General features: G+C 72.9%; 14 protein-coding genes. 2 read left to right on the forward strand and 12 right to left on the reverse strand.

Going from position 1 to position 13,515, the window contains the following annotated elements:
• From E1165_RS23890 to E1165_RS30145, 11 genes are all read right to left on the reverse strand, one after another.
• A partial coding sequence (locus E1165_RS23890) for an ATP-binding cassette domain-containing protein (protein WP_132393989.1) occupies positions 1-649 on the reverse strand: 649 nt, incomplete at its 3' end.
• Positions 650-765: 116 nt separating this feature from the next.
• Positions 766-918, reverse strand: coding sequence for a hypothetical protein (locus E1165_RS29195; protein ID WP_165945311.1), 153 nt, complete (start codon positions 916-918; stop codon positions 766-768).
• 63 nt (positions 919-981) lie between these two features.
• A complete protein-coding gene (locus E1165_RS23895) occupies positions 982-1,821 on the reverse strand; it encodes a DUF4081 domain-containing GNAT family N-acetyltransferase (RefSeq protein WP_132393990.1) in 840 nt (279 codons plus the stop codon).
• Positions 1,822-1,866: 45 nt separating this feature from the next.
• Entirely contained in the window at positions 1,867-3,075 is a 1,209-nt protein-coding gene (locus E1165_RS23900) for an MFS transporter (RefSeq protein WP_132393991.1), read from the reverse strand.
• Positions 3,076-3,112: 37 nt separating this feature from the next.
• Positions 3,113-4,285 carry a flavodoxin-dependent (E)-4-hydroxy-3-methylbut-2-enyl-diphosphate synthase gene (ispG, locus tag E1165_RS23905; protein ID WP_132393992.1) on the reverse strand — a complete coding sequence of 391 codons (1,173 nt, stop codon included), beginning with the start codon at positions 4,283-4,285 and terminating at the stop codon, positions 3,113-3,115.
• A gap of 9 nt (positions 4,286-4,294) precedes the next feature.
• The gene (locus E1165_RS23910) at positions 4,295-5,536 is read right to left on the reverse strand and encodes an RIP metalloprotease (RefSeq protein ID WP_132393993.1); all 1,242 of its coding nucleotides are present in this window, start codon (positions 5,534-5,536) and stop codon (positions 4,295-4,297) included.
• Complete coding sequence (gene dxr, locus E1165_RS23915; protein WP_132393994.1) at positions 5,536-6,747, reverse strand: 1-deoxy-D-xylulose-5-phosphate reductoisomerase; 1,212 nt, start codon at positions 6,745-6,747, stop codon at positions 5,536-5,538. The genes E1165_RS23910 and dxr overlap by 1 nt, the downstream gene beginning before the upstream one ends.
• A 498-nt stretch (positions 6,748-7,245) precedes the next feature.
• Complete coding sequence (locus tag E1165_RS23920; RefSeq protein ID WP_132393995.1) at positions 7,246-9,213, reverse strand: phosphatase PAP2 family protein; 1,968 nt, start codon at positions 9,211-9,213, stop codon at positions 7,246-7,248.
• Between the two features lie 113 nt (positions 9,214-9,326).
• Positions 9,327-9,533, reverse strand: coding sequence for a DUF397 domain-containing protein (locus E1165_RS23925; RefSeq protein ID WP_132393996.1), 207 nt, complete (start codon positions 9,531-9,533; stop codon positions 9,327-9,329).
• Complete coding sequence (locus E1165_RS23930) at positions 9,524-10,210, reverse strand: DUF5753 domain-containing protein (RefSeq protein WP_371687393.1); 687 nt, start codon at positions 10,208-10,210, stop codon at positions 9,524-9,526. Before E1165_RS23930 ends, E1165_RS23925 begins: the two co-directional genes overlap by 10 nt.
• A gap of 44 nt (positions 10,211-10,254) precedes the next feature.
• Positions 10,255-10,404 (reverse strand): hypothetical protein, encoded by a 150-nt coding sequence (locus tag E1165_RS30145; RefSeq protein ID WP_243704962.1) that lies wholly within the window; start codon positions 10,402-10,404, stop codon positions 10,255-10,257.
• Between the two features lie 334 nt (positions 10,405-10,738).
• Here E1165_RS30145 and E1165_RS23935 point away from each other — a divergent pair, with 334 nt between their 5' ends.
• Positions 10,739-10,990: a hypothetical protein gene (locus E1165_RS23935; protein ID WP_132393997.1), complete on the forward strand. Its 252-nt coding sequence runs from the start codon at positions 10,739-10,741 to the stop codon at positions 10,988-10,990.
• A complete protein-coding gene (locus tag E1165_RS23940) occupies positions 10,987-11,295 on the forward strand; it encodes a hypothetical protein (RefSeq protein WP_132393998.1) in 309 nt (102 codons plus the stop codon). The genes E1165_RS23935 and E1165_RS23940 overlap by 4 nt, the downstream gene beginning before the upstream one ends.
• A gap of 70 nt (positions 11,296-11,365) precedes the next feature.
• On the opposite strand, the gene E1165_RS23945 is transcribed toward E1165_RS23940, so the two are convergent.
• Positions 11,366-13,515, reverse strand: a 2,150-nt coding sequence (locus tag E1165_RS23945; protein ID WP_132393999.1) for an MMPL family transporter, incomplete at its 5' end; no start/stop codon positions are given.

Raw genomic sequence — 13,515 nt, forward strand, 5'->3', positions numbered from 1 at the left:
CGCCGAGGCGGTGCACGATCGCCCGGGTGCCGGGTTCGACGGCGCGGGCGCTGGCGATGACGGCGTACCCCTGGTCGGCGAGGCGGGCCAGGGCGGCCCAGAGCCAGTCCCGCTCGCCGGCGTCCGTGCCGGCGTCCACGTCGTCGGCGACGATCAGGCTGGGCCCGCACAGGGTGGCCAGCACCAGACCGAGGACCTGCCGCTGCACCGGGGTGAGGTCCCGGCCGCGCAGGTTCGGATCCAGCGGTACGTCACCGGTGAACCCGGCGCCGGAGAGCGCGGTCGCCAGGGCGTTTTGCCGGTACGCCCGACGGGTACGGAGGGCGGCGACCGGCACCAGTTGCCGGCGGCGGCGTGGCACCGGCCCGAGCAGCAGCAGTCGTTCCTCGATGTGCTCGGCGACGGTGAGCGTGGGGTCGGGCTCGTGCACTCCGGCGACCTGACCGAGCGCGGCCGGGCCGTGGACGCGCAGGCTGCCGGCGTTGCACCTGAACCGACCGGCGAGCGCGAGCAGCAGCGAGGTACGCCCGCTCCCGGGCGGCCCGGTGACCGCGTGCAGTTCGCCCGCCTCGGCGGTCAGGTCGACGCCCCGGAACACCCAGCCCCGGCGGGTGCGTAGCCCCAGCCCGTGCGCCTCGACAATCATCATCCGACATCCTTGAACTGACCGGTCAGTATAAAAACAGGTCCAGCCTAACGCCGGGCGGTCGGTCCGGAAGATCGGCGGACCCGTGATCCCCGCCATACCGGCGGACCCGACCGGCGTCAGGCCGCCCCGGGATCAGGGACGTTCAGGTCGACGAAGTCGCCGGCCCATCGCGACCGGAGGGCCGAACCGGCGGCGGGATCGGCCAGCAGCAGCGGGAACGCGGCGTCGACCTCACGGTCGGCCGGCGCGGGTCGCCTGCCCGACGCCATCGGACGGGCGCCGCGTACCGCGCCGGCATCGGCACCTCCTCGGGCGCCTACAACGCCGCCGGGTCAGAACAACACGGTGGCCAGGGTGCCGACCGCTCGGAATCCGCAACGCTCGTAGACCCGGCGGGCCGGCAGGTTGAAGTCGTTGACGTAGAGGCTCACCGTCGGGGCGACCCGCCGGAGGGCGTCGCGCACCACCGCGGCCATGGCCGACGTGGCGATCCCCCGACCGCGCCACTCCGGCGCCACCCAGACCCCCTGGACCTGGGCGGTCTGCCGGGTCACCACCGCCAGCTCGGCCTTGAACACCACCTGGCCGTCGACGAGGCGCGCGTACGCCCGACCGGAACGGACCAGGTCGGTCACCCGCCGCCGGTAGGCCCGCCCGCCGTCCTCGGCCAGCGGCGACACGCCGACCTCCTCGGTGTACATGGCGACCGCCGCCGGGAAGATCAGGTCCACCTCCCCACCGCGCACCCGGCGTACCTCAGAGTCGGCGGGCACCTCGGGCGGCGCGTCGGTGACCAGCAGCGGCTGGTTCGGTCGGACGTCGCGGGCCGGCCCCCAGTAGGCCGAGAGCCGGCCCCAGAGCCCGAGCACCGCGTCGGCCCGCCCGACGATCGACGAGCAGATCCGCTCCTCGGTGGCGAGCTGCTCGGCGAAGGCGGCCACTGCCGGCTCGGTGGCGAGCACCGGGGTGAGGTTGCCGCCCAGCCAGCAGATCGACTCCAGGTGGCGGCGTGACCCGTACCCGAGCACCCGCCCCTCGGCGCGCCACCAGGCCAGGCCGCGGGCGGCGACCCGCTCGGCGACCTGCGCGCCCGCGATCGGGTCGAGGTCGAGCAGCCGCTCGACCGCCCGGCGCTCCGACTCCCCCAGCGTTCGTACCGGCATCGTCAGCACGGCTACCAGCCTGCCAGATGGGGCGGGAACGCGCGGCCGAGCGGTTCAGACGGCCGCCGGCTCCGGCGCGACCTCCGCCGGCCGGCTCCGGGCGGCCCACTTCACCACCGGGGGTACCAGCGCCCCCAGCAGCAGGAACAACCCGCCCAGCAGCAGCCAGCCCGGCATCCCCCAGCCGACCGCGAGGCTGGTGATCACCACCGGCGCGACCATCCCGCCGAGCTGCATGCCCATCCCGTGCGCCCCCTGGTACTGGCCTTGGGCATGGGCCGGAGCGAGGCCGAACGAGATGCCCCACCCGGCTGCGGCGTGCCACAGCTCGCCCAGGACGTGCATCAGCGAGCCGGCCAGCAGCAGCGCCACCGCCACCGGGGTGGGCGCGCCGCCGCTGGCGGCGAAGAGGGCGCAGGCCACCGCGATGACCACGCCGGCCCGCCGGGCGGCCCGCCCGGCCCCGGCCAGCTCCCCGGTGCCGCGTGAGGCGCGGACCTGGAAGAGCACCACGATCACCGTGTTGACCAGCATGCAGGCCGAGATGATCCAGCGCGGCGCGGTGGTGTGCAGGGCGATCCAGAGCGGCAGGGCGATGTTGAGCAGTCCGAAGTGCATCGACATCAGCCCGTCGAGGACGGTGAAGGCGAGGAACGAGCGGTCCCGCAGGGCGATCAGCCGTGGCCCGTGGGCGGGGGCCGGCATCGGCGGCAACGGCGCCAGCCGGAGCAGGATCGCCGCCGCGAGCAGGTACGTGGCGCAGTCGAGCAGGATCAGCACGACGTACCCGGTCCGGGTGTCGGCCGCGAGCCCGACGCCGGCGATCACGGCGCCGACGGAGATCCCGACGTTGGTGACCGCCCGCAGGTACGCCCGGGTGCGGACCCGCTGGTCGGCAGGGACAGCACCGGCGATCAACGCGCCCCGGGCACCTCTGCTGGCGGCGTCGGCCACGGCCATCAGCACCCCGACCACCAGGAAGGTGGCGAACGACCGGACGGCCACCAGGGCGGCGGTGCACGCGGCGGAGGCGAGCAGCGCGCCGATCTGCATGCCTCGCGGACCGTGCCGGTCGGCGAGGTAGCCCATCGGGGTGCTGGCCACCAGGCCGACCAGCGCGGTGACGGTGAGACCGAGGCCGACCTGGGCCACCGACAGGCCGACCGAGCGGGTCAGGAAGAGCGTTTTCCCGGCCCGGCCTCGTCCACACCCTCGACACGGCAGAAACAGCGAAAGAGTGGCTGTTCCTCGCGGAACAGCCACTCTTTCTCGCGCGCCCCGAGCCGCAGCGCGCAGACGGTCAGTGGACGGTGACGGTCGCCCCCGGGAGCAGGCCGCGCAGCTCCTCGGGGAGTTCCGCGCCCATCTCGTCGGCGAGGCGGAGCGCCTCCTCGATCAACGTCTCGACGATCTGCCCCTCGGGCACCGTCTTGATGACCTGGCCCCTGACGAAGATCTGCCCCTTGCCGTTGCCGGAGGCGACCCCGAGGTCGGCCTCCCGGGCCTCGCCCGGTCCGTTCACCACGCAACCCATCACGGCCACCCGCAGTGGCACCGGCAGCCCCTCCAGGCCGGCGGTGACCTCCTCGGCGAGCTTGTAGACGTCCACCTGGGCCCGCCCACAGGACGGGCAGGAGACGATCTCCAGGCCGCGTTCGCGCAGGCCCAGCGACTCCAGGATCTGATTGCCGACCTTGATCTCCTCCACCGGCGGGGCGGACAGCGAGACCCGGATCGTGTCGCCGATCCCCTCGGCCAGCAGCGCCCCGAAGGCGACCGCCGACTTGATGGTGCCCTGGAACGCCGGGCCGGCCTCGGTCACGCCCAGGTGCAGCGGGTAGTCGCACTTCTCGGCGAGCTGCCGGTACGCCCGGATCATCACCACCGGGTCGTTGTGCTTGACCGAGATCTTGATGTCCCGGAAGCCGTGCTCCTCGAACAGCGAGCACTCCCACAGCGCCGACTCGACCAGCGCCTCGGCGGTGGCCTTGCCGTACTTGGCGAGCAACCGCTTGTCCAGCGAACCGGCGTTGACCCCGATCCGGATCGGCACGCCCGCGTCGCCGGCCGCCTTCGCGATCTCCTTGACCTTGTCGTCGAACTGGCGGATGTTGCCCGGGTTCACCCGGACGGCCGCGCAGCCGGCGTCGATGGCGGCGAAGACGTACCTGGGCTGGAAGTGGATGTCGGCGATCACCGGGATCTGCGACTTGCGCGCGATCGCCGGCAGCGCCTCCACGTCGTCCTGGCTCGGCACGGCGACCCGGACGATCTGGCAGCCGGACGCGGTCAGCTCGGCGATCTGCTGGAGGGTCGCGTTGACGTCGGAGGTGAGGGTGGTCGTCATCGACTGCACCGACACCGGCGCACCCCCACCGACCGGCACCGAGCCGACCATGATCTGGCGGCTGGCCCGGCGTGGCGCGAGCGGCGGGGGCGGTACGGCGGGCATACCGAGACTGACAGCGGTCACTTCAGGCACTCACCTTGAGAAGAGCGTGATCGGGTTGATGATGTCCGCGGTGGCGGTGAGCAGCGTGAAGGCCCCACCGACCAGGATCACCGCGTACGTGAGCGGCATGAGCTTCATGTAGTCGACCCGGCCCGGGTCGGCGCGGCCGATCAGGCCGTACAGCCAGGAGCGGACGCGTTCGAACCAGGCGATCGCGATGTGGCCGCCGTCCAGGGGCAGCAGCGGCAGCAGGTTGAACACGCCGACGAAGAAGTTCAGGCTGATGAAGAGCAGGACGAGCATCTGCCAGACACCGTTCTCCAGCGCCTCGCCGCCGATCCGGCTGGCGCCGACCACGCTGATCGGGGTGTCCTTGTCCCGCTCGCCGCCGGTGACGGCCTCCCAGAGCGCGGGGACCTTCTCCGGGATCCGCTTCATCGCCTCGAACGTGCCGACGGCCAGGTCCTTGATGTAGCCACCGGTGGCCGGGATCGCCTCGATCGGGCCGTAGGTGACGGTGGCCGGGACACCCGGCGGCAGGGCCGGGCCGGCCACGCCGAGAGCGGAGACGGTGACCGGGGCGCCCTTCGGGTCGTCCAGCGGCGCGCGCTGCACCGCGGTCAGGGTGGTCCGGACCTCGGCGGGCGCGCCGTCGCGCTCGTAGCGGATCGTCGCCGGCTGGCCCGGGGGCAGCTCGCGGACGGTCTTGACCAGGGCGTTGTAGTCGGCGACCGGGACGCCGTTCACCGCGACGATCTTGTCGTCGTCGCGGAGCCCGGCCTGCTTGGCGGGACTGACCGGGTCACCGGGGGCACACTCGCGCGCCACGTTGGCGGGGATGACGCAGTCGACGACCTTGACGTACGCCGGCAGCGGGGTGGGCAGGGCCTTGTTCGGCATCCCCATGAACATCGCCGCCAGCCAGATCGCGATCGCGGCCAGCGCGAAGTGGGTGAGCGAGCCGGCGGACATCACGATCGTCCGCTTCCACACCGGATAGCGCCACATCACCCGGTGCTCGTCGGCCGGCTCGACGTCGTCGTCCTGCGGCGTCATGCCAACGATCTTGCAGAAGCCACCGAGCGGGATGGCCTTGAGGCCGTACTCCGTCTCGCCCCGACGGAAGGACCAGATGGTCGGGCCGAAGCCGACGAAGTAGCGGGTGACCTTCATCCCGAACGCCTTGGCGGTCAGCATGTGACCGGCCTCGTGCAGGCTCACCGAGATGAGAATCCCCAGGGCGATCACCACCACCCCGAGCAGGTACAGCATCAGGCTCCCTTCCCCGACCCCGAGATGATCTCCTGGGCGTGCGCGCGCGCCCACGACTCCGCCGCGAGCACGTCCTCGACGGTACCCGGTTCGCCGAAATCGGGAGCCGCCTCCAGTACCCGTTCGAGGGTGTCGACGATGCCGAGGAACGGCAGCCGGCCGGCGACGAACGCCGCGACGCACTCCTCGTTCGCCGCGTTGTAGACCGCCGGGCGGCAGCGCCCGGTCGCGCCGGCCGCCTTGGCCAGGGCGACCGCCGGGAACGCCTCGTCGTCGAGTGGCGCGAACTCCCAGGTGTGCGCCGTCGTCCAGTCGACGGCGGGGGCGGCGTCGGGCACCCGGTCCGGCCAGCCGAGCGCGAGCGCGATCGGCAACCGCATGTCCGGCGGGCTGGCCTGGGCGATGGTGGACCCGTCGGCGAACTCGACCATCGAGTGGATCACCGAGGTCGGGTGGATCATGACGGTGATGTCGGCGTACGGCACGTCGTACAGCTCGTGCGCCTCGATCACCTCCAGCGCCTTGTTGACCATCGTGGCGGAGTTGATCGTGACGACCGGGCCCATGTTCCAGGTGGGGTGGGCCAACGCCTGTTCGGGGGTGACCCCGGTCAGCTCGTCGCGACGCCGCCCCCGGAACGGCCCACCGCTGGCGGTGACGATCAGCCGACGCACCTCGCCCCGCGTCCCGCTGCGCAGGCACTGCGCGAGGGCCGAGTGCTCGGAGTCGACCGGCACGATCTGCCCCGGCCGCGTCACCGCGGCCCTCACCAGGTGGCCGCCGGCCACCAGGGACTCCTTGTTGGCCAGGGCGAGGGTACGCCCGGCGCGCAGCGCGGCCAGCGTCGGCGCGAGCCCGAGCGACCCCACCACCCCGTTGAGCACGATGTCGCAGGGCCACTGCGCCAGCTCGGTCATCGCGTCCGGGCCGGCGACGATCTTCGGCAGCTTGAAGTCCCCGGTCGCCCAGCCGCGCCGGCTGGCCTCGGCGTAGAAGGCGAGTTGCAGGTCCTGCGCGACGGTGGACTTCGCCACCGCGACCGCCTCCACGCCCAGCTCCAGGGCCTGCGCGGCGAGCAGCGCGACGTTGCCGCCCCCGGCGCCGAGCGCCACCACCCGGAACCGGTCCGGGTTGCGCCGCACGATGTCGATGGCCTGGGTGCCGATCGAACCGGTGGAACCGAGCAGGACGAGATCTCGGGGAGTGGTCACCGGGCCATTCTGCCCCGCGCCCGCTGCACGCCCGATGGGAGCCTCAGCCCTCGGTGTCGGACTCGTCGATCGGCGCACGGCGCGCTGTGGTGGGGGCGTCCCGGCGCGAACTTCCGGCGTGCGGGAACTGGGCCATCCGGGCGCACCCCCTCGGCGGGACGTCCTGCTCCCGACCAGCCTAGTCCCGCAGTCCCGACCGGACCCGCGTCGCACCGCCTGTGCGTCGCGGTCGGCGCTCGTTTCACCGATGGGTGAGTCGGGTGCCCCCGGTGGTCGGGGCACCCGGCTCGCCGGGGTGGCACGCCGTCGTACCGGCCCGGCAGCCGGGCAGCTCCTGGCATGGTTCGCGCCTTCGTCACCTGCTCGGTCGAGGCGGCAGCCCGGTAGCGCGCCCCACGACACCGGGCGATCTGCCGATGCCGGCAACATCCTGCGCCCAGAACCAACGGAATGCCCCGGCCCGGACACGGTCCGAGCCGGGGCATGGATCTGCCGGGGTCAGCTGTTCCTGAGGATGCGGACCGAGACGGCGGTCTTGGTCTGCACCAGCTGGGCCCGGTAGCCGTCGACGCCGGTGAGGGTGACCGTGCCGAACCGCCCGTTGACCTGCCGGGCCCGCAGCACCGGTACCACCACACCGGGTGCCGGCGGGCGCTCCGGGTCGAGGGCGAGCACCAGCTCGGCGCCGGCACCGAGGGTCGCCCGCCGCGTCACCGTCAACGCCGGCCCACCGTTGTCGCGCAGGTTCACCGCCAGCGCGGCTCCGTCCACCTGGCCGTAGTCGCCGTCGACCCGCAGCTCCCCGGCGGCCCGGTCCAGCCGCAGGGTGCCACCGCGCAGCTCGACCGGCCCCTGGCCGAGTGCCCTGGCCGAGGCGGCCACCAGGGTGCCGGCCAGCAGGCGAGTGCCGCCGGTGAAGCTGTTCCGGCCGGTCAGGGTCAGCGCGCCGGTGCCGTTCTTGACCAGCGTGCCAGCACCGTCGATGTCGTTGCGCCAGGTGTCGGCGGCGTGGAAACCACCGGCGGCGGCGTCCATCGTGACCGTCACGGTTCCCCGCAGCGAGCCGTACCCGTCGGCGGCGGCGAACAGGTTCAGCCGGCCCCACTGCTCCGGCCCGTCCAGCAGCGGGTAACCGCCGGGCAGCGCGGTGCTGGCCAGCACCGCGCGGCGCTGCTCGGCGTCCAGGTAGGGCAGCCGGGTCTCCAGCAGCACCTCGGCGCCCTTCGGCACGTCCAGCGGGGTGTCCTCGCCGGTCCGGGTGAGCACGTACGTCAACCGGGGCGTCAGCCGCGCCAGGTTGGCCGCCCGGTCCGCGTACGGGTCGGTGTCGGGGCCCGCCGAGTGGGCGTACGCGAAGAGGTCGGTGGCGTTGGTGCGGGCCTGGAGGTACTCCACGGCCTGGCGGCGGGCGGCGGCCTTCAGCTCGGCGGTGGCGGGGTTGTTGAGGACGGCGGCGGCCAGCGCGGTGGCCAGGATCCGCCCGCCGATCACGTCGACCGGGGAGTGCATACCGGCGCTGATCCGGCTGTCCGAGACGTCGCTGGCGCGGGCCAGCAGTTCCTGGAACCGCTCCGGGATCGCGTAGGCGAAGGCGAGGGCGGCCAGCCAGGCGGCGTTGGCGTGGCCGCTCGGGAAGCCGCCGTCGTCGGCCGGGGTCTCGGAGCGCTGGCGGAGCAGCTGCGGGACGACGACGGTGTCGGCGTCGTAGACCGGCACCCCGAGCACCGGGATACCGCCGGTCGGGACCACCCGGTTGTCGTCGCTGAGCCGCCACGGACGCGGGTACCGGTAGGCGGCCTTGCTCGGGTTGCTGGAGGTGAAGTTGCCGCGGACCGCGTTCACCAACTCGACGACCTTGCCCAACGCCGAGGCGGTGGAGCCGGCGCCGAGCGCCGACCCGGCCGGGGCGCCCGCAGGCACGGTGTCGTTGATCCGGGCCGCCGGGACGCCGTCCGGCGCGGAGGTGATCCCGGTGACGGCGAGGGATCCGGCCAGGTACGGCTCGGCCAACGGGCCGAGGCCCCGGATCGCGCTGTAGCTCTGGTGCTGCCGGTCGAAGATGAACGCCTGCTTCGCCTCGGCCTCGGTACGCTCGCTCGTCCGCTGCACCACGTAGCGGATGTTGGCGCGCAGCACCTCCGGGCTGCGGGGCACCCCGTTGTCCCAGGAGAGGCCGGTGGTCCAGAGCTGCTCGAAGCCGGCGAGGATCCGCACCGCCGCGTTCGTCTGCGGGGTCAGGTTGGCGTTGATGTTCGTGGCGTAGTCGTCCACGAAGGGGCGGCCCGGGTAGTGGGGCGGCGGCGGCACCTGCCCGGCCTTGGTGGTGGCTGCCGTGGTCGGGGCGGCGGTAGCGGGGGCGGCGGCCAGCCACTCGCCGGCGACGGGAAGGGCGGCCAGGGCCGCCGAGGTCCCCACCGAACGGCGCAGGAAGCCGCGCCGATCGAGAGGTCTGTGCACAGAGGTCATGGCTGCCGACCTTGACTAAGCATCATGAACACAGTGGATCACAAGAACTAACGAAGGATTGCGATAACTCTTCGCGTTCTGCGGTGGCCGGGTCGGGCCGGCACGGTTCGCGGCTACCAGCGGTCGGCGAAGCGCCCCGAACGGACCGCTCGCACGAAACCGGCCCAGTCGGCAGGCGCGAAGCCCAGCGACGGCCCCTGCCGGTCCTTGCTGTCCCGCACCCCCACCACGTCGCGGAGATTGGTCGCCACCTCCACACAGGTGGAACCGCCGTTGTCGCTGCGGGTCGACTTGCGCCAGACCGCACCGGTCAGGTCCATGACTTTGCCAGCTCCCGTATCAGCTCCTGCGAGGCCCGGCGAGGCAACGCCTCACCCCGCAGGCTCTCCCACCTGCGTTGAAGGCTATCAACGTCATCCGGATGATCCGTAACGTGCGCGCGAAGGGCATTATCGAGGTGCGCCACCTCCCCGCCGTCGGGCGTCCGAGCCAGGATGAAGGGTCCCGCGAGCCCTGCGTGCATGCCGGCCTCTCTTGGCACGACGTGCATGTTCACGTGCGGCTGCTCGGCCAACCCGAGCAGGTGTTCGAGCTGCTCGATCATGAGCGCCGGTTCTCCGAGCGGTCGTCGCAGCGCCGTCTCGTCAATCACTGTCACGATCTCCGGCGGATTCTCCCTGGAGAGGATGGACTGCCGCTCCAGCCGAGAGGTAATCCGCTGTTCAGCCTCGCTGTGACTTAACATCCGTCCGCCTCGGAGCACCGCTCGCGCGTAGGCCTCGGTCTGGAGCAGGCCTGGGATCAGCGACGGTTCGAACCAGCGGATCAGGGTCGCCTCCCGCTCGACGCTGATCCACTCCCGCAGCCACGGTGGGGCGGCGTCGGCGCGGACCAGGTTCAGTAGCCGCTCGAAGAGACCGCCTGCCTCCAGCACCGCGTCGACCCGGGTGATGAAGTCCTGTGACGGGGTGCGGTGGCCGATCTCCACCATCCCCACCAGCGACGACGAGTAGCTGATCCGCTGGGCCAGGTCCTCCTGGCTCAGCCCACGTCCCTGCGTGCCCGCCGCAGCTCCGCGCCGAGGAACTCCAGCGTCGACATCGGTCCGCTGCCCACCACACCCCCACCACAACCCGTCCACGGATCACCAGCGGCCATCACCGCGCCCCGGCCTGCCGGCACAACCGTCACCGAGGCCCCGCGCCACCTTCCGACAGTAGTCGCGTCCACAGCAGAGTGTGAACAGCCGCGCGAGAGGAACGGTGATGAGCAGGAAGAACAAGCCGGTGCCCTGGGCACCACGGCACCGCCGCGACTGGTCCCGCTGGGGTCGCTACTGCACGTGCGGGCTGCGCTGGCCGTGCCCGGACCGCCACACGTCGGTCGTACCCGAGAGGACGCCAACCGCCGGCGTCGCTGCCGCTGCCCGCCCACGCCCCCGGAACAGCCCCGCCGACGCGTACCGGGCCAACGGAGCCGGTCCGTCCAGCCGGGAGCGGGCGTACCGCGCGAACGGACGCCGTCGGTGACCACCCGCAATCATCCCACCGTGGGAGACGAGGTGACCATCGCCGAACCCGACTACTGCTACGGCGTCGGCCCGCTGCGGCTGCGCATCACCGAACCGGTCGCCGGCCTCGACCATCCCGCCCTGGAGTGGGTCGAAGTCACCGGAGTCGAACTCCGTCCCGACGGCACCGAGGCCCGGGGCGGACAACCCCGCACCGCGCTGGTCCGGGTCTCGGCACTGCGCCGCCCCACCGGCCCGGCCCGATGACCGGGCACGCGTCGCCCGCCGCGCTCCGCCGGCACGTGCCGGTCCGGCCCACCTGGCGCTGCCGGGCCTGCGCCGCACCCTGGCCCTGTTCACCGGCGAAACTGTGGCTACGCCACGAGTACGCCCACGACCGCCCGGCGCTGGCCATCTACCTGTGCCTGCTCATGCACGACGCGATCGCCGACGCTACGAAGTTCGACGTCCGCGTCGACCCGGCCGCGTACTTCACCCGCTTCATCACCTGGACCCGCCCCGCCGCCCGGAGCCCGAGCGGCCCTGATCCACGGACCGCCACGCCGGACTGATCCGCATACCGCCAGACATGGTGGCGCGGCGGGCCGTCAGGGTGACGGGGCATGGACACCCGAACAGCCGTTATCCGGTGTACACGGGATGCCGGCTTTCCGGCGCGGCCGGCGCGGGCTCGTCGGACTCGCGCAGCCCGTAGCGGGCGTAGAAGCGGGCCAACGGGGCGGGCGCCCACCAGTTCCAGCGGCCGAGCAGGCGCATGGTGGCCGGCACCAGCAGGGCCCGGACCAGGGTCGCGTCGACCACGATCGCCACGATCATGCCGACGCCGATCAGTTTGACGTTGAGCATCCCGCCGGTGGCGAAACCGGCCACCACGATGATCAGCAGCAGCGCGGCGGCGGTGATGATCCGGCCGGTGCGTTGCAGCCCGACGGCCACCGAGGCGGTGTTGTCGCCGGTGCGGTCCCACTCCTCGCGCACCCGGGAGAGCAGGAAGACCTCGTAGTCGGTGGCCAGCCCGAAGAGCACGGCGAGCATCAGGATCAGGTTGCTCGGCTCGACGAGGCCGGTGGGGGTGAAGCCGAGCAGGTCGGCCAGGTGACCGTCCTGGAAGATCCAGACCACCACACCGAACGAGGCGCCGATCGACAGCAGGTTCATCAGCACCGCCTTGACCGGCAGCACCAGTGAACCGAAGGCGAGGAAGAGCAGCAGCAGGATCGCCCCGGCCATCAGCAGCGCCATCCAGGGCAGCCGCTCGCCGAGCGTGGCCAGCAGGTCCACGTCGGCGGCGGGCCGCCCACCGACCAGCACCTGCGCCCCGGTCGGGGCGGGCAGGTCGCGCAGCTCGCGGACCACGTCCCGAGCCTCGTTCCCGGTCGGCTCACCCCGGTAGCTCACCGCGAGCAGGGTCGACTCCCCCGCGCTCGCCGCGACCCGCACCCCGGTCACCCCGGGCACCGCCGCGACCCGGTCGGCGAAGGGGCGTACCGCCTCGGCGGAGAGCCCGGAGACCAGCACGTCGATCGGGGCCACGGTGCCGCCGGGGAAGTCGTCGGCGATCCGCTCGGCGACCACCCGGGGCGCGGCGTCCGCCGGCAGCACCCGCTCGTCGACCCCGCCGAAGGAGATCCGCAGGAACGGCGTCGCCAGGACCGCCAGCAGCACCGCCACCCCGATCAGGTAGCGCACCGGCCGGCGCATCACGCTCCGGGCGATCCGGGCCCAGGCCCCGCCGTCGGCGGCCGGCGCCGGCCCACCGGCCCCTGTCCCCCGCCGCCACGGCAGCGGTACGCGCACCGCGTCGATCCGCGGGCCGAGCACCGCCAGCAGGGCCGGCAGCACGGTCAGCGCCGCCAGCATGGCGACCAGGACGGCGGCCATCCCGCCGAGGCCCATCGACCGCAGGAACGCCTGCGGGAAGATCAGCAGGCTGGCCATGGCGAGCGCGACGGTGAGCCCGGAGACGAAGACGGTCCGGCCGGCGGTGAGCATGGTGCGGCGGATCGCCTCGGCCGTGTCGTGGCCGGCCGACACCTCCTCCCGGAACCGGCTGACCATGAAGAGCGCGTAGTCCACGGCCATACCGAGGCCGATCAGGGTGATCGCGTTGATCGCGAAGATCGACACATCGGTGAACAGGTTGACCAGGCGTACCGCGACAAAGGCGCCGAGGATGGCCAGCCCGCCGACGAGCAGCGGGGTGCCGGCCGCGACCAGCCCGCCGAAGATCAGCACGAGCAGCACCAGCAGCACCGGCATGGAGAACAACTCGGCGCGGGTGACGTCCTCGGTGCTCTGGGCCGTGGCCGCCTCCTGGAACCCGACCAGGCCACCCACCTCGGTCCGCAGGCCCGGGGCGTCCAGCGCGGGACGCAGCGCGGTGAACTGCGCGGAGCGGGCGTCCTCGTCGGCGCCGGTGAGCTGCACCACCGCGTACGTGGCCCTGCGGTCGGTGGACACCAGCGCCGGGGCGGACGCGTCGTACCAGGTGGTCACGGCGGCGACCTCGGGGCGCTGGCGCAGCGCGGCCACGGTGCCGGTGACCGGATCACGGAAGGCCGGCTGGTCGACGGTCGCGGTGTCGCTGGACCAGAGCACGATCACGTCGGCGCCCTGTCGGCCGAGTTCGGCGGTGACCCGCTGCGCCGTGCGGCTGGACTCGCTGGCCGGGTCGTCGAAACCGCCCCCGCTCAGCTCCCCGAACACCCCGACACCCCAGGTGGAACCGACCACCACCAGCACCGCGGCGGCGGCCAGCACCGCCCACCGGG

The organism is Micromonospora sp. KC723 (assembly GCF_004348595.1).
Classification (GTDB): Bacteria; Actinomycetota; Actinomycetes; order Mycobacteriales; family Micromonosporaceae; genus Micromonospora.

Coding starts and splice junctions, on each gene's coding strand:
- E1165_RS23910 (WP_132393993.1), bottom strand. CDS start 5,536: ATGCTGTACCTGCTCGGGGTGGTGGTGATCGCCCTGGGGATTCTCATC.
- E1165_RS23940 (WP_132393998.1), top strand. CDS start 10,987: ATGACCGGGCACGCGTCGCCCGCCGCGCTCCGCCGGCACGTGCCGGTC.
- E1165_RS23925 (WP_132393996.1), bottom strand. CDS start 9,533: ATGGACCTGACCGGTGCGGTCTGGCGCAAGTCGACCCGCAGCGACAAC.
- E1165_RS23920 (WP_132393995.1), bottom strand. CDS start 9,213: ATGACCTCTGTGCACAGACCTCTCGATCGGCGCGGCTTCCTGCGCCGT.
- E1165_RS29195 (WP_165945311.1), bottom strand. CDS start 918: ATGGCGTCGGGCAGGCGACCCGCGCCGGCCGACCGTGAGGTCGACGCC.